The following is a 25,802-nucleotide window of genomic DNA, read 5'->3' on the forward strand; positions in this document are numbered from 1 at the left end:
TGAAACGGGTGTGACAGTCGGTCAGGAACTGGGGCTTTGCCGAAAGCTCACAGCCAAACGATTCCAGCTATTGATGGTGGTCACCGCGATGGTCAGGTCCACCAGTTCACCTTCGCTGAACTGCCCCCGCGCCTGTTCGTAGACGTCGTCGGGCACAGGGTTTTGCGAGAGCAACGTCACCGCCTCGGTCCAGGCCAGGGCTGCGCGTTCCCGCGGGTTGAAGAAGTTGCTGTCGCGCCAGACCACGATGGAATACAGGCGTCGGTCGGTCTCGCCGAGCCGCCGGGCATCCACCGAGTGCATGTCCGTACAGAACGCACAACCGTTGAGCTGCGACGCGCGGATCTTGATCAGGTGCAACAACGCCGGTTCGATGCTCAAACTGCTGGCCAGGGCCTCCATGGCGATCATCGCTTTCATCGCTTTGGGTGAAGCGCTGTAGTAATCCAGGCGGGGGTTCATGGAGCGACCTCGGGCAGCGATGATGTGCTCTAACGGTAGAGGCTGATGCGTTTATGTTACAGATCCAATTCTGCGGATTTTCCATGGACCACCCGGCACCAGACCAATTGACGGTTTTTGCGCCACGCAACTTCTGCATGACAGCCGGATGAGGGTAATCTGGCGCGACGCACACGCGCCTCAACTGCTCCGGAGCTCGGCCGGTATGGAACTACATGTTGTCATCAATGGACGCAAGGATCTGGCGGGCCAGTTGTACAACCAACTGCGCAGCGCCATCGAATCGGGTCGTCTGGCCGCGGGAACGCAGCTCCCGCCCAGCCGCTTGCTGGCCGAGCAACTGGGCATTTCGCGCAAGACCATTTCCGATACCTACGCCCAACTGACCTACGAAAATTTCCTCACCGGGGTGATCGGCAAAGGCACGTACGTCAACGCCCGAACCTCTAAAATCGAGCGCAAGCAGAGCCATTGCGACCTGGCCGGTTTCGAAGTGATCGAATCCTGGCGCAACCTGCCGGTGTTTCTGCGTCACCCGACACTGGAAGGCTCGCTGCGCTATGACTTTATCGGCGGCGCCACCAGCAAGGGCCAGTTTCCCCAGGACGATTGGCGACGCTGTACGTCCCACGCCTTGCGCCAGATCGCCGCGTCGAAGGGTTTTTACAGTCTGGCCGAAGGTTTGCCGGCGCTGCGCAATGCCATTGCGCGGCACATCGCATTTTCCCGCGGGGTCAATTGCCAGGATGAAGATGTGGTGGTGTGCAACGGCGCCCAGCAAGCCCTGGACCTGATCTCCCGCGTGCTCACACGGCCCGGCAGCATCGTGGCCATGGAAGACCCCGGCTATCCGCCGGCCCGCCTGTTGTTCGGCACCCACGGTGCCACGGTGATCGGCGTTCCGGTGGATGCCGAGGGCATCCAGGTGGACAAGATCCCCCTTGGCACACGACTGATTTACGTCACCCCTTCGCACCAGTTTCCCCTGGGCATGCCCATGAGCCAGGAACGGCGGGTGGCGTTGCTGGCCAAGGCCCATGAACTGGGGGCAATCATCATCGAGGACGACTATGACAGCGAATTCCGCTATGAAGGGCGACCGACGGACTCGCTGCAAAGCATGGATGAGCGCGGGATCGTCGCCTACGTCGGGACCTTTTCGAAAACCCTGTTGCCGGAGCTGCGCCTGGGTTATGCGATCCTGCCGCCAGCGATCCTCGAAGCGGTGGTGCGCGCCAAACAGCTCACCGATCTGCACACCTCCACCCTGCCCCAATGGGCGCTGGCCAAGTTCATCGCTGAAGGCTGCCTGCTCAAGCACATTCGCCGCTGCCATACGATTTATGCGGGCAGACGTGACCGGATCCTGGCGCGCATGGCCGGCGATCTCTTTCCATGGCTTGATGCAGTGCCGACCAGGGCCGGTTTCCACATGGTGGTGTTGTGCAAAGTACCGATCGACGTGCCACTGGTGATCGAACTGGCGAAAAAAGTTGAAGTCGGGCTCTATGCCATCGACAGCTTTTACTACCAGCAAGCGCCCCAGGCCGGGTTTTTCCTCGGTTTTGGCGCCATCGAGACCCTGGACATCGACATTGCCCTGGATCGTCTGAGGGACATTTTGCAACAAGTCGCCTGACGGATTGGACTGCGGCTTTATCCGGCGATTGGCTATTGGTGGTCTGGGGGTACGGGCCTATCCTGCATAAGCGTTATCCCTCAATGAGCAGGATTCGTCCGGCCTGATTCAGGAGTGTGAGCCAATGTCCTACAAAGTGATCAATACCGTAAAGGTGCAGGCCGTCGCCGGCCGCTCGGATGAACTGGGTAAGCAATTGCAAAAGATTGTCGATACCCTGCGCGAACTACCGGGCTGTGACTCCTATATGGTCGACCGCTGCCCTGAGGACAGTAACCGCTGGACCGTCAGCGCCCACTGGCAATCGGAAGCGGCGATGCAATCGCATTTCAACAGCCCTCAAGTGCAAGGCTTCATCGACCTGATCGATTGCCAACTGGCCAATGCCGTCGACTTCAACAGCTTTCCCATCCGCTGAACCCCTTGTAGGAGCTGGCTTGCCAGCGAAAACGGCGTGTCTGGCACACTGCGCCGCCTGGTTCGCCAGCAAGCCGGCTCCTACAGAACCCGATCCAATCCATTGTTCATTGTGGGAGCTGGCTTGCCAGCGAAAGCGGCGTGTCTGGCACACCGCGCCGCCTGGTTCGCCAGCAAACCGGCTCCTACAGGCAACGTGATTGATTGGTCCCCTGTCCTTCCCGAATATTGGCTGTTTGATTGCCCCCCGTAGCGCACTAGATTGGTTCCTGACCACTCATCCACCGCAGGTAATGAACCATGAACGTTTTGCGCTTCTGTGCCGCTCCCCTTGTTGCCCTGGCCCTGGCCGCTTCCACCTCGGCATTTGCCCATGACCCATCGGAAAAGGTCACGATATTGCAGGATCAAATGCTGAAAAACGTACCGGGCAAAAAGGCCTTGATGATCGAAGTCGACTACAAGCCCGGCCAATCGTCCATTGCCCACAAGCATGACGGTACTGCCATGGCTTACGTTCTCGAGGGGTCCATTACGTCCCAGGTAAAAGGTGAGAAAGAAGTGACCTACAAGGCGGGTGAGTTCTGGTATGAGCCGGCCGGCTCCGAGCATTTGGTGTCGAAAAACGCCAGCACCACCCAGCCTGCCAAGTTGCTGGTGTTCATGGTCTTGTCGCCGGACGAGAAAGTGTTGATCCCTTTGAAAAACTGATCGCTGAACGTATAGCCATAACTAAAAAGGCCCGAATCATCGTTTCGGGCCTTTTTATTTCTTCGGGTAATTAACGAGACGCCTTTACTGCAAACAAAACTATTGGCCACTTGAGAATGGCAGATATTGACTGTTTTATTGCACTGCTCACGGTTTAGTCTGAATGTACTGCCGGCTGGCACCGGCCCATCAACTTTCCGACTGATGTTGTTTCACCGGAGAAACACCATGAAACTTGCGCTAGTCAGTACGTTTACGATAACGGCCTTATTAACCGGTTGCTCAATCCCCACCGCACCTTCCGCGGTTTCTTCGCTGGACGGTATCTTCAGTCAACCGGTAGGTCGCAGCAGTGCAACCCGCGTTCCCAACGGGGCCAATGTTGCCCTGGGCGTGGTGTACAGCCGCAATACCCAGGCCAATCGCGCCTATCTACAAGACTACCAGGCCAATGCCGGCACCGGTTTCGGCCAGAGCCTGCTGGTTCAGTCGATTCACGACGCCTACGTAGCCACCTCCAATCCGGACCTGGCCGTGGATGGGGTCAAAGCCTCACTGCAGCGCCAGTTCGGCTCGGTCACGGTGTATCCGGACATGCAAAGCCTCAAGGCCGCCAGACCAGACGTCGTTGCGGTGATCGATAGCCGCAGTCAACTCATCACTTCGCGCAGTTCTGATATCGAGGCGAATGTCAGCGCTGATTTCTACGACAGCAACTTCAACTACATCGGTACTGCACGTGGGCATGATGCAAAAGCACTCAGCCCGGTGTGGGCGGACTATAAACGCAGTGAAGAGATAGTTGCCGATATAAACGAGCAACAGAATGTGCAAGTAAGGGCGCTGCAAAAGTTTGACCAGTCGCTCAGTAATTTATTGACCAGTCCGACAAGTAACGTATCGATGTTTGATAATAAACCGGGCATGAAGTTGTATTGATATCAACGGCCCCATCGCGAGCAGGCTCGCTCCCACATTAGATCTTTGTTCGACGCAAAACCAATGTGGGAGCGAGCCTGCTCGCGATGGGGCCAGAACAGACACCATAAAAACATCAGGCAAAAAAAACCCCGCATTTCTCAATGCGGGGCTTTTTCATTCAACGCCTGATCAGGCAGCCGGTTCCAGCTCTTCGCTGGTCGTCGCTGCTGCGGCAGGCACTACCGCCTGACCGCTCAACGCCACGTCCAGCAACTCACGGTTGGCCACCGCGTACATGGCGTAGTCCGTGCCACTGGCGGCACGGATTTCCACCAGCATGGCGCGCCAGCGCTCGATCGTGCTTTCGTGCTGTGCCATCCACTGCGCCAGACGTGTTTCCACATCCTGGGTGCCGCCGCCCTGTTGCAGGACGGAGATGGTGATCGCACGTTGCTGCCAGTCGACGTCATCGCGGAACGCTTCACGGGCCAGGGCCTGCCAGTTGTTTTCAACCGGCAGAGCGCTGATCTGTTGCAGGTACCAGGTGATGTCCAGCGCGCTGCCCACGGCGAAGTAGGCCTTGGCCACGTCCGCAGGGTCCTGGCCGGTCACGTCGGAGGCCTCGATGATCGGCAGCAGCGTGTACAGGTGCGTGGTGCCTGCAACCATGCGCGCCAGCAACTCAGGTACGCCAGCCGCGACGTAGGCCTGATAACGGGTCTGCCAGGTCTCGCGGATCTCGCCACTGAGCAGCTCGTCGAGCTTGAGGCCCAACGCCGCCAGGTGCGGGCCGAAGTGCGCGACGTCACGGGCAGCGTTCTGCTCGTTGCGACGGGCACGCAGGAACCAGCGCGTGGCGCGACGGCCCAGACGCATCAGCTCGTCCATCAGCTCCAGCTGCACGTCGGCGGAAACCTTGTAGTCCAGGTTTTCAATCTGACGGAACCAGTGCGGGAGATGGAAGATGTCACGCACGATCACGTAGGCGCCGGCCACGTTCGCCGGGCTCATGCCCGTCGACTCTTTGAGTCGCTGAACGAAGGTGATGCCCATATGGTTGACCAGATCGTTGGCGATCTGGGTGCTGACGATTTCGCGCTTCAGACGGTGACGACGCATGGCGGCCGAGAACTTGCTCACCAGGGTCGGCGGGAAAGCGGTTTCCATGTCGCGGGTCAGGTAGTCGTCGTCCGGCACCAGGGAGCCCAGCAACTGCTCCTTGAGGTCGATCTTGCTGTAGGAGATCAGCACCGACAGCTCGGGACGGGTCAGGCCATGGCCTTCAGCGACGCGCTCGTTGATCGCGTCTTCGGCCGGCAGGAACTCGATGGCGCGATCCAGCTTGCCGCGACCTTCCAGATCGTTCATCAGGCGCTTGTATTCAGCGATTCGTGGCAGGGCACGACGCGCCGCCAGGGACAAGGCCTGAGTCTGCTTGTAGTTGTTGCCCAGCACCAGGTTGCCGACTTCGTCGGTCATGCTCGCCAGCAACTCGTTACGCTGCTTGGGGGTCATGTCACCGGCCTGAACCACTTCGTTCAGCAGGATCTTGATGTTCACTTCGTGGTCGGAGCAGTCTACGCCACCGGCGTTGTCGATGAAGTCGGTGTTGGAACCGCCACCATTGAGACCGAATTCCACACGACCCAGTTGGGTCATGCCCAGGTTACCGCCCTCGCCCACGACTTTGCAGCGCAGTTCGTTGCCATTCACGCGCAGTGCATCGTTAGCCTTGTCGCCAACATCGGCGTGGCTTTCGCTGCTGGCCTTGACGTAAGTACCGATACCGCCGTTCCACAACAGATCCACCGGTGCCTTGAGCAAGGCATTGAGCAGTTCGGTCGGCGTCAGTTTGTCGGCCTTGATGTCGAAACGCTCTTGCATCTGCGGGGAAATCGCAATGCTCTTCGCGCTACGGGAGAAGATCCCGCCACCTTCGGACATGATGCTGGTGTCGTAATCCGACCACGCCGAACGTGGCAGGTCGAACATGCGCTGACGCTCGACGAAGCTGCTCGCCGGATCCGGATTCGGGTCGATGAAGATGTGCATATGGTTGAAGGCGGCGACCAGTTGCAGCTTGTCGGACATCAGCAAGCCGTTACCGAACACGTCGCCGGCCATGTCGCCGACGCCCACCACAGTGATGCTGTCTTCCTGGACATTGATGCCGCGCTCGCGGAAGTGGCGTTGTACGCCGACCCACGCGCCCTTGGCGGTGATGCCCATTTTCTTGTGGTCGTAACCGGCCGAACCACCGGATGCGAACGCGTCACCCAGCCAGAAACCGTAGTCGATGGCGATACCGTTGGCGATGTCGGAGAAGGTCGCTGTGCCCTTGTCCGCGGCAACCACCAGGTACGGGTCATCGTCGTCATGCCGCACGACGTTGGCCGGCGGCACCAGGGCGCCGTCTTTCAGGTTGTCGGTGATGTCCAGCAGACCCGAAATGAAGATGCGGTAGCAGGCGATGCCCTCGGCCGCGATCTCGTCCCGGCTGCCGCCCAACGGCAGGCGACGTGGCAGGAAACCACCCTTCGCACCCACCGGCACGATCACCGAGTTCTTCACTTGCTGGGCTTTTACCAGGCCCAGGACTTCGGTACGGAAGTCTTCTTCACGGTCGGACCAGCGCAGGCCGCCACGAGCGACGTTGCCGAAGCGCAGGTGCACGCCTTCGACGCGCGGCGAGTAAACGAAGATTTCGAACTTCGGAACAGGCTTCGGCAGTTCAGGGATCAAGTGCGGGTTGAACTTGAAGCTGAAGTACGACTTGTTATGGCCGTTGGCGTCGGTCTGGTAGAAGTTGGTCCGCAGGGTGGCCTTGATCAGGTCCAGGTAGCGACGCAGGATACGGTCTTCGTTGAGCACCTGGACGTCGTCCAGAGCGGCAAGAATCGCGTGTTCCAGACGCTGCTCGAGGTCGTCGCTGCTTAATTTTCGCGCCAGGTAGAAACGGGTCTTGAACAACCGGGTCAACTCGCGAGCGATGTCGGTGTGGTTGTTCAGGGTGCTGGCGATGTAGCCCAGGTCGAAGCCCAGACGGATCTGCTTCAGGTAACGGGCGTAGGCACGCAACAACGCCACGTCGCGCCATGGCAGGCCGGCGGTCAGTACCAGGCGGTTGAACGCATCGTTTTCGGCATCTCCACGCACGATGTGGACGAACGCGTCCTGCAAGGTGTCGTTGAGTTGCTGGATGTCCAGGTCCAGGCCTTCAGCGGCCGTGAACGCGAAATCGTGAATCCAGAACTCGCGGCCGTTGTTGTGACGCAGGCGATACGGGAACTCACCCAGCACACGCAGGCCGAGGTTTTCCAGGATCGGCAGGACGTCGGACAGTGCCAGCGGGGTATCGGCGTGGTACAGCTTGCAATGCAGCTCACGCTGGCCGGAGACCTGGCCCAGTGGCTGATAGAAGCTCATCACCAGTGGGTTTTTGGCACTCAGGTTCAGCAGGTGCTGCATGTCGACCACGGCCGAATGCGCTGCAAAACGCTCGCGGTAACCGGCCGGGAAGCCTTTCGGGAAGTCGGCCAGCACATTGGTGCCCTGGGCTTCGCCGAAGGTTTCGACCGTCAGTGCCGAGTAATCGTCCTGCCAGCTGCGGCAGGCCTGGATCACTTCGTTTTCCAGCTGCAGCGGGTCGATGTCGAGGCGGTTTTTCGGGTCGACGCGCAGGATCAGCTGCACGCGGGCCAGCACGGACTCGGAGAAGAAGGTCCAGAACTCGCAATCCGAGGCTTTCAGGCGATCCATCAGCACTTGCTGGATCTTCTGGCGTACTTCGGTGGAATAGATGTCACGCGGCACGTAGGCCAGGCAGTAGCAGAAGCGGCCGTACGGGTCTTTGCGCAGGAACACGCGAATCTTGTTGCGCTCCTGGATCTGCACGATCGACATCACGGTGCTGAACAACTCGTCCACCGGCGTCTGGAACAGGTCGTCGCGCGGCAGTACTTCGAGTACCTGCGCCAGTTCCTTGCCCAGGTGAGCCTTGGCCTGGAAGCCGGAACGGTGTTCGATCTCGGCAACCTTGCGGCGGATGTACGGAATGGCGCGCACGCTCTCGCCGTACACCGACGAGGTGTACAGGCCCATGAAACGGCATTCCTTGATGATCTTGCCGTCGGCGTCGATTTCACGGATCGAGACATAATCCGGGTAAGCCGGACGGTGCACGCGACTCGGGTGCGCGGCTTTGGCGAACGTCAGCAGCTTCGGCTCGCGCAGGTAGTTCACGGCGTAGTCTTCGATGCGCAGGTCATCGTAGGTCATGCCGGCACGCAACAGCCTGGTCAGGCCCAGGAACGAGTTCTGGTCGTAGACGATGTGGCCGCCATCGGGCTCATCGCTAACCGTAAACTCTTCATAGCCGAGGAAAGTGAAGTGGTTGCCCACCAGCCATTCCAGGAAGCTCTTGATTTCGCTCTTTTCATCGGCATCGACGGCAAACCGGCTGTTGTCCAGATTGGTCAGGATTTCCTGGACCTTGGTTTTCATCGGTTCGAAATCACCAACCGCCACACGCACTTCAGCGAGCACTTGCTCCAGCTCTTTGGTCAGCACGTTCAGTTCGGCGGGATTGGCGCAACGGTCGATTTCCAGGTACATCAGCGACTCGTGCAGAACGTCGTCGCCCTGGGTGCCTTTAGGCAGGATTTCCAGCAACTCGCCCTTGCTGCCGCGGCGTACGCTAAGCACGGTGGTTTGCAGGGTGTGGATGCTGTAGCCGCGACGGTTCAGCTCGGTACGCACCGAATCCACCAGGAATGGCAGGTCGTGGTGCAGCACTTCGACCGCGGTGTGGGTCGACTGCCAGCCGTGACGTTCGTAATCGGGGTTGTAGACGCGCACCTGCGGTTGCGCATGATCGAAGCGCTCAAGCAGGCGCCACGCAGAAAGGGTACAGCCAGCGAGATCGGACAACCGGCGCTGGGTCAGTTCGTCCAGGGAAATGATGCCGAAGAATTGTTCAGCGAACAGCGCCACTTGTGGCAGTGCCTGTTCACTGATGTGCTGCGCCAGTGCCGCTTGCAGTTGGTGCTGGAAGTCGGCTTTGCTGGCTGCGGTGAAGAACGCCATCTGTGGTACTCCGCTTGGGCTTGTTATTGATGGAAGCGTCGCGTGCAAAACCCCTGTCAGGGGCTACCCGTCACCCTGTTCCTGATTCTCGGGCAGAGGAAACAGGGTGACAGGTGGGTGAAGCTGGACGAGACACTCGGGTCACATTCACCTTCCATGAATGGGCATCTGCAAAAACGACTGGGCTGCGGGCAGCGCAATGCCTTTACAGGTGCTCATCCGTTGCGCAGCTTAACGAGTGCGGCAAGGCCCGTGCTTGCGATGCTGCGACATATTCGGTCAACGGTATGCAGCTTGACGGCGGCGCATCGAACAACACTAGCACTCACAGGGGAAAATGGCGGTTTTCCGTCCGGTTGCGGTACTTCCGTACCAGAAATGACAAATAACACACTCTAATGAGTGCGTGGCTCGACCTGTGGGAGCTGGCTTGCCAGCTCCTACAGGCAAGCAGAAATTCACCGGGGCTGGCAGAATTGCCTTTTGTTCGTCTTCATTACGCTCGTCGAGCCAGGAATTACCCATGCAAATGACCACCGCCCTCTTGATCGTCAACCCGTGCGACGACGAGGAAGACAACATGGCCATGCTCTGCTGCCACAGCGACAAGGGCGAAATGTTCCTGATGACCCGTTACCCGGACGAGGACGAGCTGGAAATCACCCTGGACGGCGAGCCTTCGACCCTCGATGGCGTGAAAGTCACTCTCAGCCCTACCCTGCTGAAGATCGAAATCGCGGCGGCGGATGCCGATGTGTTGAATGGGGATGATGTGCTGCAGATCACCTTCAACCCGGACATGGTGGACCTGGCTGAAGTTGAGTTGACCCTGAAAAACATCCTTGACGGTACCGGCACCTACATCAGCCAGATTTGAGGGTGTCTGAACTGGCCCTATCGCTGGCACGCCAGCTCCCACAGGCATTGGCGGCGTGTATGCAATCTGTGCAACACAGCGGCCACTGTGGGGGCTGGCTTGCCAGCGATGAGGCCCTGACAGCCACCTCAAGGCTGCTGCTCTGCTAAATCCAACTGATACCCCAATCATTTCCCGCACTTTGCACAAAATGCCGTTAGTCGCCGCCCCCCGCGATGGATTAAAGTAACGCCCCCAGCCCTGGCGTTATACGAACGTCTTCGGTCACCCTTTCCAGGAACAGTCATCGATGGAACATCGTGAAGCGCTGCTCGCGCTGCGAACCTTTCTTTCAACGCAGATTCTCGGCCAGGAAAAGCTCATCGAGCGCTTGCTCATCGCCCTGCTCGCCGACGGCCATATGCTGGTCGAGGGCGCTCCTGGTTTGGCCAAGACCAAGGCCATCAAAGAACTTGCCGAAGGCATCGAAGCCCAGTTCCATCGCATTCAGTTCACCCCCGACCTGTTGCCTGCCGACATCACCGGCACGGAAATCTATCGCCCGGAAACCGGCAGCTTCGTGTTCCAGCAAGGTCCGATCTTCCATAACCTGGTGCTGGCGGACGAAATCAACCGCGCCCCGGCCAAGGTTCAGTCGGCGCTGCTCGAAGCCATGGGCGAGCGTCAGGTCAGTGTCGGGCGCAGCACTTATGAGCTGTCGCCGCTGTTTCTGGTGATGGCCACGCAAAACCCCATCGAGCAGGAAGGCACCTATCCGCTGCCAGAAGCCCAGCTCGACCGTTTTCTGATGCACGTGAAAATCGGCTTCCCGGACGCCGCTGTCGAACGTCGCATCCTGCAACAGGCCCGTGGTGAAGCCCTGAACGGCGAAACAAAACCCGAGCGCCGGGTCAGCCAGCAGGCGATTTTTGCCGCACGCAAGGAAATCCTCGGCCTGTACATGGCCGATGCCGTGGAGGAATACCTGGTGCAACTGGTCATGGCTACGCGCAATCCGGGCAAATTCGACCCGGAGATGGCCGAGTGGATCGCCTACGGCGCCAGTCCTCGCGGCTCCATCGCCCTGGACCGTTGCGCGCGCGCCCATGCCTGGCTCGCCGGACGCGATTTCGTCAGCCCGGAAGACATTCAGGCGGTGCTGTTCGACGTGTTGCGCCACCGCATCATTCTGTCCTTTGAAGCCGAAGCCGCCGGTATCGACCAGGACCGGGTGGTGCAGCGGATTCTCGACGTCGTAGCCGTCGCTTGACCCCCATGAACGCCCTCCTGCCGCCCCAACCGGGTATCCGTATCACGCTCGCCGAGCTGATCGAGATGCGCCATCGCGTGCGCGAAGTGCAGCTGTTCTCCACGCCGAGCCAGCGCAGCCCGCTGATCGGCCTGCACCACTCCAAGCTGCGCGGTCGTGGCGTCGACTTCGATCAGGTGCGGGTCTATCAGGCCGGCGACGACGTGCGCAGCATCGACTGGCGGGTTACCGCCCGAACCCAGGAGCCTCACACCAAACTGTTCCACGAAGAGCGCGAGCGACCGATTTTCATCATGGTCGAGCAAAGCCGTCGGCTGTTTTTCGGTTCGGGGCTGATGTTCAAATCGGTGCTTGCCGCCCAGGCCGCGAGCCTGATCGGCTGGGCCGCGCTGGGGCATAATGACCGGGTCGGCGGACTGGTGTTCGGTGACAACGAACACTACGAAATCAAGCCACGGCGCAGTAAACAAAGTCTGCTGCAGTTTCTCAACCGACTGGTGCGCGTCAATCAGTCGTTGCACACTGAAAGCGAGCCGGACCGCGACGCCTTCGGCATTGCCCTGCGTCGCGCCCGTGAAGTGTTGCGTCCGGGTAGCCTGGCGATCGTGATCTGTGACGAACGCGCCTTGTCCGAGAGCGCCGAGCAACAGTTGAGCCTGCTGTCACGCCATTGCGACCTGTTGCTGCTGCCGCTGTCCGATCCGCTGGATCACGCCCTGCCCGCCGCCGGCTTGCTTCGTTTTGCCGAGCGCGGTGCGCAACTGGAGCTCGATACGCTGAATTTCGACCTGCGCCAGACCTACCGCGCCCAGGCCGAAACGCGCATCGCCCGCTGGGAATTGCTCGCGCAAAAACTGCGGGTGTTGTTGATGCCATTGAGCACCCAGAGCGAAATGGTCGAGCAATTGCGCGAGTACCTGAACCCTCAGAAGCCGGGGAAAGGTCGATGAGCAGTCTGGATCAACTGCAACCCCTGATTTCTCCGCCTCCGATCGACTTCTGGCCGCCGGCACCGGGCTGGTGGCTACTGCTGTTGCTGCTGCCCGCCATCGGTTTCGGCTTGTGGAAGCTGCGGCGTTTCATTCCGCAAAAGCGCCGTATCGTGCGCGCCGAGCAGCCGCTGGACCCGGTGCGCCTCGCCGCCCTGTCGGAGCTGGCACTGATGCCCAAGCCCTACGACGGGGCCCCCGCAGGCGCCTGGCTGCAGCAACTCAACGGCCTGCTCAAGCGCCTGTGTCGCAACCATTACCCGTACAGCCAGAGCCATACCCTCAACGGGCGCAAATGGCTGGCCTTCCTCGACAACCGTTGCCCGGCTGCCGGGCTGACCCGCTGGATGGTGCTGGTCGAAGGCGCCTATAAACCCGAATGCAAACTCGACGACAAGGCCATCGCCGGCCTGACCCAGGCTGTCGACACCTGGATTCGCAAACATGTTTGAGTTCGCCTGGCCCTGGCTCTTCGCCCTGCTGCCGCTGCCGTGGCTGATGCGCATCGTGCTGCCGGTGGCCGACAGTGGCGAGCCGGCGCTCAAGGTGAGCTTCCTCAGTGACCTCGAAGGCCTGGCCCGGCGCCGTGCCCGCGCCAACCTGCCGGCCTGGCGCCAACAGGCGCCGTTCCTGCTGCTGTGGTTGATGCTGCTGACCGCCGCCGCGCGCCCGCAATGGCTCGGCGACCCCCTGCCGATTGCCGCCAGTGGCCGCGACCTGCTCGTGGCGGTGGACGTTTCAGGCTCCATGGATTTCCCCGACATGCAATGGCAGGACGAAGACGTCAGCCGCCTTGCACTGGTCCAGCATCTGCTCGGCGACTTCCTCGAGAGCCGCGACGGTGATCGGGTCGGCCTGATCCTGTTCGGCAGCCAGGCCTACCTGCAAGCGCCGCTGACCTTCGACCGGCATACCGTGCGCGTCTGGCTCGACGAAGCGCGCATAGGCATCGCCGGCAAGAACACCGCCATCGGCGACGCCATTGGTCTGGGCCTCAAGCGCCTGCGGCAACGGCCGGCCCAGAGCCGCGTGCTGATTCTGGTGACGGACGGCGCCAACAATGGCGGTGAAATCGACCCGCTCACTGCCGCGCGCCTGGCCGCCAGGGAAGGCGTGAAAATCTACCCGATCGGCATCGGTGCGGACCCGGAGGAAAGCGGCACCCTGGGCTTCCTCGGGATCAATCCGAGCCTGGACCTTGATGAGCCATCCCTGAAAGCGATCGCCGAGGCGACCGGAGGTCGGTATTTCCGGGCTCGCGATGGCAAGGAGCTGCAAACGATCAAGGACACCCTCGACCAACTGGAACCCGTGACCCAGCAACCGACCCAGGCCCGTCCGGCCCAGGCGTTGTATCACTGGCCACTGACGATGGCGTTGATCATGAGCATGCTGCTGGTGGTCCGCGAGCTCTGGCCGGATAACCCGTTGCATCGCCTGTTTACCAAGGACCTGTTTTTGCAAACCCAACTGCCTGACTGGCGTCAGCGTCTCAATCGCCTGCGCCTGCGGAGGCGCCGATGAGCGCGCTCTGGCCCTATTGGTTCCGCCCCTGGTGGCTGCTGTTGCTGCCGTTGCTGGGCTGGCTGCTGTGGCAACTCTGGCATCGGCAGAAGCGTGCCGGGCGCTGGCAGATGATCCTGCCGCCGGCCTTTCATGCCGCGCTGCTCAGCGGTGGCAATGGCCGCGACAGCAAACTGCCGTGGGTGGCCTTGGGCGTGGCGTGGCTTATGACCGTACTCGCATTGCTGGGGCCGAGCTGGGAGCGTGTCGAGCAGCTCAGCCAGAAACCCGCCGATCCGCTAGTGGTGATCCTTGAGCTGACCCCGCAAATGCTCGCTACCGACGTCCAGCCCAACCGCCTGGAACAGGCCCGGCGCAAGCTCCTCGACCTGCTGCAAAACCGCAGCGACGCGCAGACCGCCATCGTGGTCTACGCCGGCAGCGCGCACACGCTGGTACCACTGTCGGACGACCTGTCCACCAGCCGCAATCTGCTGGACGCCCTCAAACCGTCATTGATGCCCGAAGCCGGCCATCGCGCCGACCTCGCGGTGACCAAGGCCCTGGCCCTGCTGGAGCAAGGCGCCCTGGGCGATGGCCGGATCCTGTTGATCGGCTCTTCCCTGACGGAACAGGAACGCCTGGGGATTCGTCGTGCCCTGAGCGGCAAATCCACCCAGTTCCTGATGCTTGGCATCGGCACCGCCGAAGGCTCGCCGATCACCCAGGAGGACGGCAGTTTCCTCAAGGACGAACAGGGGGCGATCCTGGTACCGCACCTGGACGAGCCCGGCCTGAAAGCCTTCGCCAATGATCTGGACGGGCGCTATCGCCACGCGCGCCTGGGCGATTCCGACCTGCGCGCACTTGGCCTGCTCGATGGGCCGCGTAACCTGCGCGACAATGGCCAGACCCTGCGCCTGGATGCCTGGGCCGATCAGGGGTATTGGTTGCTCCTGCCCTTGTTGCTGCTGGCGGCCTGTGCCGGTCGTCGCGGCTGGTTGTTCTGCCTGCCGCTACTGCTGGCGCTGCCACAATCGAGCTACGCCTTCGAGTTCCAGGACCTGTGGCTGCGCCCTGACCAGCAGGGCGTGCACCTGCTCAAGCAGCAACGCCCGGCCGAGGCCGCACAGCGCTTCGAAGATCATCAGTGGCAAGGCGTGGCCCTCTATGAGGCCGGCGATTACAGCGGTGCCGCCCAGCGGTTCGCCGAAGGCAACGATGCCCACGCCCACTACAATCGAGGCAATGCCTTGGCCAAAAGTGGTGAACTGGAGGCGGCGCTGGATGCGTATGAACAGGCACTTGAACGTCAACCGGACTTGCGCCCGGCCCTGACCAACAAGGCATTGGTCGAAAGCCTGCTCAAGCAGAAAGCCAACCCGCCCGCCGCCGAGCCGGACAATACCGCCAACGAGGAACCCCAGGCACCGCCGCAAGAACCACCACCCGGCGCTGCCGCCCAGGCGCAGAGCACGGGCGAGCCGAAGAACGCTGACCAACAGACCGGCTCCGATGCCGAACAATCGCCCACGAGGCCGCCGAAGGCCGGCACCAACGAAGTGCCAGGCAGCGAGTTGGGGGACGAACAACACACCACGCCGCCCATGCGCCCGGCCAGCGACAGTATCGAAGGAGAACAGCAGCAGGCGCTGGAGCAATGGCTGCGGCAGATCCCGGATGACCCGGGGGAGTTGCTCAGACGCAAATTCTGGTACGAACAGCAACAACATCAGGATCAGGGAAAAACTCGATGACCCGCTTCACCGTTTTCATGTTCACCTTTGTGTTGTGGACCGCCCAGGCCCAGGCAGCCGAGCTGGTCGCCAGTGTCGATCGCACGCGCCTGAACTCCGGAGAGACAATCGAGCTGACCCTGGAATCCAACGACGTGACGCAGTTCGGCAAGCCGGACCTGACACCGCTGGAGCCATTGTTCGAAGTGCGTGGCACCCGCCAGGTCAACCAGTTGAACACCCTCGGCGGCGACAACCGCGCCACGACCCGCTGGATCGTCACCCTTTTGCCGCTGCAAAACGGCAGCGTGGTGATCCCGTCATTGAAGCTGGGCGAGATCCAGAGCCAGCCGATTACCGTGCAAGTGATCCAGAGCGAAACCCAGGAGACCTCGAACAAACTGGCCCCGGTGTTCATTGACGCCAGCCTCGATCAAACCAGCGTCTACGTGCAGGCCCAGGCAATCCTGACCCTGCGCATCTACCATTCGGTGTCGCTGTACGACGACAGCAGCCTGCCGCCGTTGCAGATTCCCGATGCGCGCATCGAACAGCTGGGTGAATCGCGCACTTACGAAAAAGACATCAACGGCATACGCCACGGCGTGATTGAAATGCGCTACGCGATTTACCCTCAGCACAGCGGTGAATTGATCATTCCCGGGCAGATCTTCAATGCCGCGCTGGTGGAAGCGCGGCCCACGCAAGATTCGTCAGCGCAGGCACCCAAGTCCGGCAAATTGATGCGCGTCAGTTCCAGCGAAATCCTGCTGACGGTCAAGGCCAAACCCATCACCTACCCCGCCGACCTGCCGTGGCTGCCGGCGCGCAGCCTGACACTCAGCGAGACCTGGAATCCGGAGCCGGAGCATGTACAGGTGGGCGATTCGCTGACCCGCAGCCTGACGGTCAAGGCCGAGGGCCTGGCCAGCACGCAACTGCCGCCGTTGCCCGGTACCGAGGTCAGCGGCCTGCGCCGGTATCCGGATCAACCGGTGCTGGGTAACCAGCACAGCGAGCGCGGTCTGGTCGGCAGTCGCGAAGACCGCGAAGCCCTGGTGCCCGCCCGAAGCGGCTCTATCGAGTTGCCGTCGGTCGAAGTGGTCTGGTGGAACACCTTCGAAGACCACCTGGAACACAGCAGCCTGCCGGCCCGGACCCTGCAAGTGGCAGCCAACCCGAGCCTGATGGTCGACACGCCGGCCGGTACTTCCCAGCTCAATGCCACTGCCGACGGCGAAACCCTGTGGCGCTGGAAACTCAGCACCCTGATCCTGGCCTGCACCACCCTCTTGGGCTTCGGCCTGTGGTGGCGCGCGCGCTGGCAACCGGCGATCCTGCGCGCCGCGCAAACCGGCCCGAGCCCGCGCACCGTGCTCGACGACCTCAAGCGCGCCTGCCAGGCCAACGACTCCCACGCCACCCGCCAGGCCCTCGATGCCTGGGCCCGGCAGCAACCGGAAACCCTGGCCGACATGGCCGCCCGCTTCGTCCCGCTGTCCGACGCCCTGGACGGCCTGAACGGCGCGCTGTACAGCGAAACCGGCCAGCACTGGCAAGGTGAAGAACTGTGGCGCGCGATTCGCGCGATCCCGACGGCCGAACGGGTGCAGGACCCGGTGGGCGACAGTGGATTGCCGCCGCTTTATCCCAAATAGCCCGATACCCCAGGGTAAATATTGAATCGCTCGCCGTGGGAGCAAGGCTTGCCCGCGATAGCGATCTCACGGGCACCATCGCGGGCAAGCCTTGCTCCCACAGTTAATCGTGTACATCCGCAAGCGCGTTTGCCAGTAAACTCTCTCCCCTTTCGCCGCTGTCATTTTCCTTGCGGCCATCATCTTTCAAATAGCGGAGTTCGCCTTGCGTCTGTTCCACACTTCCGACTGGCACCTGGGGCAGAACCTGCACGGCCAGGACCGCGATTTCGAGCATGGCTGTTTTCTCGACTGGCTGCTGCGCCAGCTCAAACTCGATCAGCCCGATGTGCTGCTGATCGCCGGCGATATCTTCGACACCGTCAACCCGCCGGTCAAAGCCCAGGAACGCCTGTACGACTTCATCGTCAGTGCCCACGAGCAACAACCGAAGCTGACCATCGTGATGATCGCCGGAAACCACGATTCCGGTTCGCGGATCGAATTGCCTGCGCCACTGATGCGCCGTCTGCGCACGCACGCCCTCGGTCGTGTGTTGTGGCTGGACGACGGGCAACTCGACGCCGAGCGCCTGCTTTTACCGCTACCGGACGCCAAGGGGAAAACCGTCGCCTGGTGTCTGGCGCTGCCGTTCCTGCGCCCAGCCGAAGTGACCGGCGCTCACCTGGGCGACAACTACCTGCGCGGCATTGGCCAGGTACACGAATGGCTGATCGAGGCCGCCAACGCCAAGCGCAAGAAAGGCCAGGCACTGATCGCCATCAGCCACGCCCACATGGCCGGTGGCTCGGTGTCGGAAGACTCCGAACGCAGCCTGATCATCGGCAACGCCGAAGCCCTGCCCGCCAGCCTGTTCGGCCCCAGCATCAGCTACGTCGCCCTCGGTCACTTGCACAAGCCGCAGAAGGTCAACGGTGAAGAGCGGATTCGCTACAGCGGTTCGCCAATTCCGTTGTCGTTCTCCGAAATCGGCTACAAGCACCAGATTCTCCACATCACCCTTGATGGCGAAACCCTGGTCAGCGTCGAACCCAAACTGATTCCCCGCGCAGTCGATCTGCAACGCCTCGGCCCGGCCCCCCTGGCGGATATTCTGCTGCAACTGGCGGAGCTGCCGAACATCGACCTGCTGGCCGACTACCAGCGCCAACCCTGGCTGGAGGTGCGGGTGCGCCTCGACGAGCCGCAACCGGACTTGCGTCATCAAGTGGAAACCGCCTTGCAGGGCAAGGCCGTGCGCCTGGTGCGCATCGCCGCCGAATACGCCGGCAACGGCAGCCGTGATGGTGCTGATGACGGTGCCGCGCTGATCGAACTGGACCAACTCACCCCACAGGAACTGTTCAGCCGCGCCTGGATGGACAACTACGGCAGCGAAGTCGATGAGCAAACCCTCAAGGACTTTGCCGAGTTGCTGCAAGACGTGCAGATGGAGAGCGAACAGCCATGAAAATCCTCGCCATCCGCCTGAAAAACCTCGCCTCCCTGGCCGGTCCCTTTGATATCGACTTCACCGCCGAACCCCTGGCCAGCGCCGGTCTGTTCGCCATTACCGGACCGACCGGCGCCGGTAAAAGCACCCTGCTCGACGCCTTGTGCCTCGCACTGTACGGCACGGTGCCGCGGCTCAACAGTGTTCAGCCATCGGCCAAGGCACCGGACATCGACGGTGACATCGGCACCGGGGATCCACGTACGCTGTTGCGTCGCGGCACGGGTGAAGGCTACGCGGAAGTCGATTTCGTCGGCATTGACGGCCGTCGCTATCGTGCCCGCTGGGAAGCCAACCGCGCACGGGACAAAGCGGGCGGCAGGCTGCAAGCCAGTCGTCAAAGCTTGCGCGACATCGACCAGGATCAACTGCTCGCCAGTCAAAAGCTCGAATTCAAAAGCAGGATCGAGTCGGTACTGGGCCTGAACTTCGAACAGTTCACCCGCGCCGTGCTGCTGGCACAAAGCGAGTTCAGCGCCTTCCTCAAGGCCGACGATAACGACCGCAGCGAACTGCTGGAAAAACTCACCGACACCGCGCTCTACACCCGGCTTGGCCGTCGCGCCTTCGACAAGACCAAGGAAGCCCGCGAAGCCCACAAACTGCTGCAGGATCAGGCCAACGGGGTCACGCCACTGGCGCCCGAAGCCCGGGCGGAGCTGGATGAGCGCTTCAATGCCGCACAGCAACAACTTAAATTGCAGCAGGCGCAGCTCAAGCAGCTCGAGTTGCAGCACACCTGGCTCAAGGATTTGCGTCAGCTGCAGGACGCGCAACAAAGCGCCACCGAACAGCTGCAATCAGCGCAAATCCATTGGCAAAACCTGGCCGGCGAACGCCTGAAGCTGACCCGCCTGGAGCAACTGGCGCCGCAACGGCACCAGTTCGCCCGCAAGGCCGAAATCGATGCCCTGCTGACCCCGCTGGCGGCGCACATTGCCGGGCAAACGCAGCAGCAGGGCGAACTCGCCGAGCGCCAGACGGGGCTGGAGCAACAACTTGCCGCCGCCAGGATCGCCTTGAACGAAGCGCTCCAGCAGCAAACCGACGGCGCGCCGCTGTTGCGTCAGGCCTTCGAAGAACAGAGCACCCTCGCCCGCCTGGCCAAGGACACTGCTTCAAGCGCTGAAGCGAAACACAACGCCGAACAGGCCTGTGCCCAGGGCCAGAGCGCCATTCAAACCTTGCTCGACCGGCAGGCCCAGGTCGCCGAACACTTGCAACGCATGGCCATCGATCTGGAGCAAAGCACCCACCTGGCACCGTTGAGCGATGCCTGGAAGGCCTACCGTGATCGCCTGCAACAGTTGGTGTTGATCGGCAATCGACTGAATCAGGGGCAGGCCGAACTGGCCAGCCTCGAACAGAACGCCACCCGTACCGCCGCTGCGTTCACTGCGCAGACACAGCAGCTGGAAGTGTTGTACAAGGAGGCCGGCGCCGAACCGGATGCCGTTGCAGAGCAGATTGGCATTCTCGGCAGCCTGTTGCAGGACAACCGCAAACAACTGCGCGCCATCGAAGACCTGAGCCGGTTGTGGGCCAGCCAGCAGGATCTGGACAAACGCAGTGCCGAGCTGCAACAACGCCAGCACACCGCACAGCAGGAACGCGATCGCCTGACCCAGGACGGGGTGAAAGCCAAGGCTGAACTGAGCGTCGCCGAACAGACCCTCAACGTCACCCGCGAACTGCTGGAGCGTCAGCGCCTGGCGCGCAGCGCGAGCGTCGAGGAACTGCGCATGCAGTTGCAGGACGATCAGCCGTGCCCGGTCTGTGGCAGCCACGAGCATCCGTATCATCAACCCGAAGCATTGCTGCAAAGCCTCGGCCGCTTTGATGAAAGCGAACAGGCCAACGCCCAGAAAGCCGTCGACCTGCTCAAGGAAAAGCTCACCGACCTGCGTGCCGAGGTCGGCGGCCTGATCGCCCAGCAAAAGGAATTGCTGCAACAGCAGGAGTTACTGGCGACGCAGCAACAAGCCCTGGCGCCAAGCCTCGCGGCGCATCCGTTGGCCGCCCCGCTGCTGGATCAGGACGAGGACAAGCGCGACGCCTGGCTCACCCAACAAAACAACCAGTTGAATCAAAGCATCGCCCAGGATGAACAACGGCAAACGGCCCTGCTCACCCTGCAACAGGATGCCGCGCGCCTGACTCAGCAATTGCGCCACGCCGAAACCGCGCACCAACAAGCGGCCCAACACCTGGACAGTCAACAGCGCGAACTCGGCAACGACCGTCAGCGCCTTGACGAAGAACTGGCCGCGTTCGCCAGCCTGCTGCCGGACGAAACCCTGCAAGCACTGCGCAGCGAGCCGGCCGCGACCTTCATGCAGCTCGATCGGCAGATCACCGAGCGGCTGGCGCAGCTCGATCAACAGAAGGAAGAGCTGGCCGAACAGCAACAGCGCCAGCAATTCCTGGAGAAGGAACAGGATCGGCAGCAGACCCGCCTCCAGCAATTGCACGCCGCCGAACAGCGGTTCCAGGCGTTGGCCGAACAGCAACAGGCCAGTCAGCACACCCTCGAACAATTGCTCGGTGAGCACGGCAGCGCCGAACATTGGCAGCAGCAACTGGAGCACGCCGTGGAAACGGCACGCGGCGCCGAAACCACGACGACCCAGAACCTTCAAAGCGTACTCACGCAGCAGGTGCGAATCGCCGCCGAACTCAAGGCACAGCAGGAACGCTTGCAGGCACTGGAAAGCGAAGACACGGAACTGGCCGGTAAAATCGCCGACTGGCGCGCCCGCCATCCGGAGCTGGACGATGGCGGTCTTGAAGACCTGCTGCGGGTCGATGACGCCCATGTCAGTGAGCTGCGCCAGCGCTTGCAGCTCAGCGAAAAAGAGATCGAACAGGCCAAGGTCCTGGTGCAGGAACGTGACAAGCGTTTGATGGACCATCAGGGGCAGCACAACGGCAACCTTGATGCCGAACAACTCGACATCGCCCTCACCGAGTTGCAACACCAGTGCGGCGTCAGCGAGCAGCGCTGCGCCGAACTGCGCGCCGAACAGGTCGAGGACCAGCGCCGACAGAACGCCAATCAGGCCCTGGCGCGGCAAATTGCCGAGGCTTACGCCGAGTTTCAACGTTGGGCACGCCTGAACGCGTTGATCGGCTCGGCCACCGGCGACACCTTCCGCAAGATCGCCCAGGCCTACAACCTCGATTTGCTGGTGCACCACGCCAACGTGCAGTTGCGCCAACTGGTGCGGCGCTATCGCCTCAAGCGTGGCGGCAGCATGCTCGGGTTGCTGGTGATGGACACCGAGATGGGTGACGAACTGCGTTCGGTGCATTCATTGTCCGGTGGCGAGACTTTCCTGGTGTCGCTGGCCCTGGCCCTGGGTCTGGCATCGATGGCGTCGAGCACGCTGAAAATCGAATCACTGTTCATTGACGAGGGCTTCGGCAGCCTCGATCCGCAATCCCTGCAACTGGCCATGGATGCCCTCGATGGCTTGCAGGCTCAGGGGCGCAAGGTCGCGGTGATTTCCCACGTGCAGGAAATGCATGAGCGGATTCCAGTGCAGATTCAGGTCCGCCGCCAGGGCAACGGCCTGAGCACCCTGGAGGTGAAATGACCACGCTGTATTCTTTCCGCCGTTGCCCGTACGCCATGCGGGCGCGCATGGCCCTGCGTTACGCGGGGGTTGCCGTAGACATCGTTGAAGTCAGCCTCAAGGCCAAACCTGCCGAAATGCTCGCGCTGTCGAGCAAAGGCACGGTGCCGGTGCTGAGTGCCGAAGGCCGGGTTATCGATGAAAGCCTGGACATCATGCGCTGGGCGTTGTCGCAGAACGACCCGCAGGACTGGCTGCTCAAGGATGATCCGCAGGGGCCGCTTGCCATCGCGGCGCTGATCGAAGAGAACGATCAGGCATTCAAGGTGCATCTGAACCGCTACAAGTACGCTGAACGCTATCCCGAGCAGCCGATGACGTTCTACCGCGCCGAGGGCGAGGTGTTCTTGCGCAAGCTTGACGAGTTGCTGGCGGGGCGCGACTACCTGCTGGCCGATCATCCAAGCCTGGCTGACGTGGCGTTGATGCCGTTCATACGGCAATTTGCCCATGTTGACCGCGAGTGGTTTGCGCAGACGCCTTATCGACGGTTGCAGGACTGGTTGCAGCGGTTTCTGGCGTCGGAGCTGTTTACATCGATCATGAAGAAATAACCGGTATCCGGGTTACTGAAACCTGTGGGAGCAAGGCTTGCCCGCGATGCTTTTAGCGCTCTTGAGGACCCCATCGCGGGCAAGCCTTGCTCCCACAGGGACAGTGATGTGTTAACGATTTACGCCAATACTTCACACATGCCAATCACCGAGCAATCGACGTGGAACGGCCCGAAAAAGGCGCTTTCCGGCTTGAGCGGCGGATTGCCGGCCAGCATCCCCATGGCCTTGGCTGTCTCGATATTGTGCGCGATGTTGTGGTTGGCCTCGATGGCCCGCGCCACCCCGCCTATGGAACCTTGCCCAATCCCCAGCAAGGAGAATCCATTGGTGATGACTGCCAGGAAGGCGATGACCAAAAATTTGCAACGGTTCATGCTCCGCCCACTCCTGCCAGATCAGCCTGATCAGCCATCGCCTGTTGGGCGCGGTGTTCAAACTGGATGCCAGGGTGTCCGACTTGAATCGGCGCTTCGAAGGTGTGTTGCGATTGTGGCGAAAGACTGACAACCAGCACCATGACCAGGTAAAGACCGATAGCCACATAGGCGCCGTGTTTGGCAGAAGTGATGATTGCGCTGGCCATGATGAACTCCGTGGACATGTTTCAGAGTCCACAGAATCGATGAAAAAAGCATCGATAACCAACAAGGCGTGTCTATAGCGACTATCAACTACGTTGATCATTAAGCCAGACTATTTCAGTCTTCAATAAAACTCATCAAGCGCTCGCGGGCAGCGTCGGGCTCCCCGGAAACGGGCTCGGCGGCGGATAAAATCGGGGTGGAATAGAGGAACAAAAGCACCACTGCAAGACGCATCGCCATGTGATCGATCCTTTTCTTGAGAAGGAGTCAAAAAATCAGCGTCAAAGTTAAACGCATGGCTATGTGATATCAAGCAATAGATTGATGGCGATGTGATGCTGTCGTAAATGCGTTATGCAGGAGCGACATCACTTCGGTGCTCTGCGAGGCATCGGCGCTCGCTCGGCAAGTGACTTCGCTCCTGCATAAAGGTGGCAGGGAGGCAATTTCAGTGCTGGGCTTTGTGGTCCAGCGCGGCGTAGAAGTTGGCGCTCTGTTGCAGGTATTTCTGGGTGTAGCTCTGGGTGTGGGCTTTTTTGTCGCTGATTTCAACGTTGGCGCTGGCAGGCAGGGCAACGGTGGCGGTGATGGCGGAAGCGGCGATTACGGAGAAGAGATTGAAGTTCATGGTGTAGTCCTCGAAGTCAGTTGGCTTGCTTGCCCGGTTGGGCCGTGAAGCAAACTTAACCCTTGAGGAACGAGGCCTTGAAATGCTTTGTAGCATTACCAAATATCAGCCTCATTGATAGAAAGCTACAGGCCCCATGAACCGGGGCCTGCGGCCTATTGTCGCACGATGAACTTGAGATCGCTCGGGGCGTCCATCGGCAGTTTTTGCACGGTTTTGCCCAGCAGACCGGTCTTGGCATCACGCTCGATGACCACAATCCGGTTGCTTTTCTGGTTGGCGATCAACACGAACTTACCACTGGGATCGAGGCTGAATTCACGAGGATGGTCACCTTCCACCGAACGGCGTTGCAGTTCCTTGAGATGCCCGGTGGCAGGGTCAATGGCGAACACCAACAGCTGGTTGGCGGTGCCCCGGTTGCTGACGTAGAGGAACTTGCCATCCTTTGAAGCATGCAACGCGGCGGCGGCCTTGTCCGAAACCGGCTGGCCGGAAGCCAGATCGACCATTTGCGTCTGCTCAAGCGTGCCGTCCCGGTAATCGAACACGGCCACCTGGGCGCTCATCTCCATGGTCAGCCAGGCGTGCTTGCCATCGGCACTGAACAACAGATGACGCGGACCGCTGCCCGGCGGTAGCTGGACGAATGCCGGTGAGGCCGGGGTCAACGGCAGGTCGGGATTGGCCCTGGGGTCGAAGCGATAGACGAACACCTTGTCCGCCCCCAGATCATTGGAAAACACGTACTTGCCATCCGGCGACGGGATCGTCGAATGCACATGCGCTGACATCTGCCGCTCGGGATTGACCCGACTGGCCGGGTGACTGCTCATCTGCACCACCGGTTTCAGCGAGCCATCGGCAGCCACCGGCAACACCGCCAGGGTCCCGCCCGGATCTTCGGCCACCGAGTAATTGCTGACAAACAGATGACTGGCATCCGCGCTGAGGCTCGAATGTGTCGGCTCATTGCCCAGGCTCTGCACTTGATTGATCAGCGTCAGCTCATGAGTCCCGGGGTCGATCGCAAAACTGCTGACCCTTCCTACCGGATCGGCCTGGCCCGGGCCATTTTCGTTGACCACGAACAGGCGTCGCTGATCCCTGGACAGGGTCAGCCACGAGGGGTTTTCGCTTTTGATCACTTGCAACGGTTGGGCATTGATCTGCCCGGTCGCACTGTCGAAGTTCAGCCGATAAATCCCCTGGCTTTGCCCGGCGGTGTAGGAACCCACCAGCAATGGATAGTCGTCGGCGCAGGCGGCCTGAACGCCCATCGCGCCGATGCTGCCGGCGATCAACAGGGGCCAGAGGTTACGCATCCTCTTGTTCGTCGTCTTCGTTATCACCGCTGATGACGTCGCCGAGGCACACCAGACGGTGCTCGCCGCCATCGTCCTTGATCAGCCAGCTCTGCAGGGTTTGATCGAAGGTCGCGGCCTGAATCTGCGCCGGGGTGAATTCCCAGTGCAGCGCGTTTCTACCATCCATGCATTCGATATGCAGGTTGTCGTCCCCATCGAGGGCGAATTCGAAGGCATGCAGCCCGTCGATTTCCACCATTCCGCAGTGTTCGAGGGCATTGAGCAAGGTATCGGTTGCAGCGGTCATGGCGATCAGTCTTTGAATGGGAAAAACGCAATGATAGCTCATGCC

Annotated in this window: 22 protein-coding genes; 14 read left to right on the plus strand and 8 right to left on the minus strand. The window is 61.0% G+C overall.

Features of this window, described 5'->3' with window-relative positions; genetic code table 11:
• Window positions 1-21: 21 nt before the first annotated feature.
• Entirely contained in the window at window positions 22-462 is a 441-nt protein-coding gene (locus BJ917_RS03000) for a carboxymuconolactone decarboxylase family protein (protein WP_121101753.1), read from the minus strand.
• A gap of 205 nt (window positions 463-667) precedes the next feature.
• Here BJ917_RS03000 and BJ917_RS03005 point away from each other — a divergent pair, with 205 nt between their 5' ends.
• From BJ917_RS03005 to BJ917_RS03020, 4 genes are all read left to right on the plus strand, one after another.
• Complete coding sequence (locus tag BJ917_RS03005) at window positions 668-2,101, plus strand: PLP-dependent aminotransferase family protein (protein ID WP_096511087.1); 1,434 nt, start codon at window positions 668-670, stop codon at window positions 2,099-2,101.
• 124 nt (window positions 2,102-2,225) lie between these two features.
• On the plus strand, window positions 2,226-2,519 hold the full coding sequence (locus BJ917_RS03010; RefSeq protein WP_096511085.1) for an antibiotic biosynthesis monooxygenase family protein: 294 nt from the start codon (window positions 2,226-2,228) through the stop codon (window positions 2,517-2,519).
• A gap of 299 nt (window positions 2,520-2,818) precedes the next feature.
• On the plus strand, window positions 2,819-3,229 hold the full coding sequence (locus tag BJ917_RS03015; RefSeq protein ID WP_121101756.1) for a cupin domain-containing protein: 411 nt from the start codon (window positions 2,819-2,821) through the stop codon (window positions 3,227-3,229).
• Window positions 3,230-3,457: 228 nt separating this feature from the next.
• Entirely contained in the window at window positions 3,458-4,168 is a 711-nt protein-coding gene (locus BJ917_RS03020) for an ATPase (RefSeq protein WP_121101759.1), read from the plus strand.
• A 171-nt stretch (window positions 4,169-4,339) separates the two neighbouring features.
• Here BJ917_RS03020 and BJ917_RS03030 read toward each other — a convergent pair whose 3' ends face one another.
• Window positions 4,340-9,235: an NAD-glutamate dehydrogenase gene (locus tag BJ917_RS03030; protein ID WP_121101765.1), complete on the minus strand. Its 4,896-nt coding sequence runs from the start codon at window positions 9,233-9,235 to the stop codon at window positions 4,340-4,342.
• 523 nt (window positions 9,236-9,758) lie between these two features.
• Here BJ917_RS03030 and BJ917_RS03035 point away from each other — a divergent pair.
• From BJ917_RS03035 to BJ917_RS03080, 10 genes are all read left to right on the plus strand, one after another.
• The gene (locus BJ917_RS03035) at window positions 9,759-10,112 is read left to right on the plus strand and encodes a hypothetical protein (RefSeq protein ID WP_121101768.1); all 354 of its coding nucleotides are present in this window, start codon (window positions 9,759-9,761) and stop codon (window positions 10,110-10,112) included.
• A gap of 289 nt (window positions 10,113-10,401) precedes the next feature.
• Window positions 10,402-11,361 carry a MoxR family ATPase gene (locus BJ917_RS03040; protein ID WP_096511076.1) on the plus strand — a complete coding sequence of 320 codons (960 nt, stop codon included), beginning with the start codon at window positions 10,402-10,404 and terminating at the stop codon, window positions 11,359-11,361.
• Window positions 11,362-11,366: 5 nt separating this feature from the next.
• A complete protein-coding gene (locus BJ917_RS03045) occupies window positions 11,367-12,311 on the plus strand; it encodes a DUF58 domain-containing protein (protein WP_096511075.1) in 945 nt (314 codons plus the stop codon).
• Entirely contained in the window at window positions 12,308-12,802 is a 495-nt protein-coding gene (locus BJ917_RS03050) for a DUF4381 domain-containing protein (RefSeq protein WP_096511072.1), read from the plus strand. The genes BJ917_RS03045 and BJ917_RS03050 overlap by 4 nt, the downstream gene beginning before the upstream one ends.
• On the plus strand, window positions 12,795-13,874 hold the full coding sequence (locus BJ917_RS03055; protein ID WP_121101771.1) for a VWA domain-containing protein: 1,080 nt from the start codon (window positions 12,795-12,797) through the stop codon (window positions 13,872-13,874). Before BJ917_RS03050 ends, BJ917_RS03055 begins: the two co-directional genes overlap by 8 nt.
• Complete coding sequence (locus tag BJ917_RS03060) at window positions 13,871-15,610, plus strand: tetratricopeptide repeat protein (RefSeq protein ID WP_121101774.1); 1,740 nt, start codon at window positions 13,871-13,873, stop codon at window positions 15,608-15,610. Before BJ917_RS03055 ends, BJ917_RS03060 begins: the two co-directional genes overlap by 4 nt.
• Complete coding sequence (locus BJ917_RS03065; RefSeq protein ID WP_096511066.1) at window positions 15,607-17,247, plus strand: BatD family protein; 1,641 nt, start codon at window positions 15,607-15,609, stop codon at window positions 17,245-17,247. The genes BJ917_RS03060 and BJ917_RS03065 overlap by 4 nt, the downstream gene beginning before the upstream one ends.
• A 205-nt stretch (window positions 17,248-17,452) precedes the next feature.
• Entirely contained in the window at window positions 17,453-18,697 is a 1,245-nt protein-coding gene (locus BJ917_RS03070; protein ID WP_121101777.1) for an exonuclease SbcCD subunit D C-terminal domain-containing protein, read from the plus strand.
• Entirely contained in the window at window positions 18,694-22,335 is a 3,642-nt protein-coding gene (locus BJ917_RS03075; protein ID WP_121101780.1) for an AAA family ATPase, read from the plus strand. The genes BJ917_RS03070 and BJ917_RS03075 overlap by 4 nt, the downstream gene beginning before the upstream one ends.
• Window positions 22,332-22,928 carry a glutathione S-transferase gene (locus BJ917_RS03080; RefSeq protein ID WP_121101783.1) on the plus strand — a complete coding sequence of 199 codons (597 nt, stop codon included), beginning with the start codon at window positions 22,332-22,334 and terminating at the stop codon, window positions 22,926-22,928. The genes BJ917_RS03075 and BJ917_RS03080 overlap by 4 nt, the downstream gene beginning before the upstream one ends.
• Before the next feature lie 119 nt (window positions 22,929-23,047).
• Here the strand turns inward: BJ917_RS03080 and BJ917_RS03085 are convergent, their stop codons facing one another.
• From BJ917_RS03085 to BJ917_RS03105, 6 genes are all read right to left on the minus strand, one after another.
• Window positions 23,048-23,305, minus strand: coding sequence for a hypothetical protein (locus tag BJ917_RS03085; protein ID WP_096511060.1), 258 nt, complete (start codon window positions 23,303-23,305; stop codon window positions 23,048-23,050).
• Window positions 23,302-23,514, minus strand: coding sequence for a hypothetical protein (locus BJ917_RS03090; RefSeq protein ID WP_121101786.1), 213 nt, complete (start codon window positions 23,512-23,514; stop codon window positions 23,302-23,304). The genes BJ917_RS03085 and BJ917_RS03090 overlap by 4 nt, the downstream gene beginning before the upstream one ends.
• 115 nt (window positions 23,515-23,629) lie before the next feature.
• The gene (locus BJ917_RS32170) at window positions 23,630-23,755 is read right to left on the minus strand and encodes a hypothetical protein (RefSeq protein ID WP_256658491.1); all 126 of its coding nucleotides are present in this window, start codon (window positions 23,753-23,755) and stop codon (window positions 23,630-23,632) included.
• 208 nt (window positions 23,756-23,963) lie between these two features.
• The gene (locus tag BJ917_RS03095; RefSeq protein WP_121101788.1) at window positions 23,964-24,143 is read right to left on the minus strand and encodes a hypothetical protein; all 180 of its coding nucleotides are present in this window, start codon (window positions 24,141-24,143) and stop codon (window positions 23,964-23,966) included.
• A gap of 155 nt (window positions 24,144-24,298) precedes the next feature.
• Window positions 24,299-25,468: a lactonase family protein gene (locus BJ917_RS03100; protein WP_121101792.1), complete on the minus strand. Its 1,170-nt coding sequence runs from the start codon at window positions 25,466-25,468 to the stop codon at window positions 24,299-24,301.
• The gene (locus tag BJ917_RS03105) at window positions 25,461-25,799 is read right to left on the minus strand and encodes a DUF5629 family protein (protein ID WP_121101794.1); all 339 of its coding nucleotides are present in this window, start codon (window positions 25,797-25,799) and stop codon (window positions 25,461-25,463) included. Before BJ917_RS03105 ends, BJ917_RS03100 begins: the two co-directional genes overlap by 8 nt.
• Between the last annotated feature and the right edge of the window lie 3 nt (window positions 25,800-25,802).

This window comes from Pseudomonas sp. WPR_5_2 (genome assembly GCF_003634475.1).
GTDB classification, from domain to species: Bacteria; Pseudomonadota; Gammaproteobacteria; order Pseudomonadales; family Pseudomonadaceae; genus Aquipseudomonas; species Aquipseudomonas izuensis.